Source organism: Bradyrhizobium sp. BRP19, from assembly GCF_020194195.1.
In the GTDB taxonomy this organism is placed as follows: domain Bacteria; phylum Pseudomonadota; class Alphaproteobacteria; order Rhizobiales; family Xanthobacteraceae; genus Bradyrhizobium; species Bradyrhizobium yuanmingense.
This window is the reverse complement of record NZ_JADYVZ010000138.1, coordinates 1-437: the sequence shown is the minus strand read 5'-3', so window position 1 is coordinate 437 and position 437 is coordinate 1. Positions and strand designations below refer to the sequence as shown.

The following is a 437-nucleotide window of genomic DNA, read 5'->3' as shown; positions in this document are numbered from 1 at the left end:
GCCAGGTGTATTCCAGTTGCTTCTGGCGCCACAGCACGCTGATCTCCAGTCCGCGTCCCGGATACAGGTCGCTGCAGCGGCCGGCTACCGAATGCACGTCGAACAGCGTGCCGTAGAGATCGAACACTACACCTTTGATTGCTTTCATCGTAAATCCCCAGTAATGGAGCGGGCAATGTGCCCGCGGGTCAGTCTTGCCCGCGCCGACCGTGGACGGCGCCGGCATGTACATGGATCGGGTGGAACCAGCGGGATCAGTCCGCCGGCACAACAGGAGCCGGCGGAGCATCCGGCCTGGCCCCGGTATGCGCCTGGAAGACGAAGGCGTCGAAGCGGGCCTCGTGCTCGGCGCTGCGCCGGCTCAGCATCGTGCCAAGCCATGCGCCGAGGAAGCCGATCGGCATGCTCAGGATAGTTGGATTCACGATCGGAAACAG

General features: G+C 63.6%; 1 protein-coding gene. It reads right to left on the bottom strand.

Going from position 1 to position 437, the window contains the following annotated elements:
- Nucleotides 1-254: 254 nt before the first annotated feature.
- A partial coding sequence (locus tag I6F36_RS38875; RefSeq protein WP_225173284.1) for a hypothetical protein occupies nt 255-437 on the bottom strand: 183 nt, incomplete at its 5' end.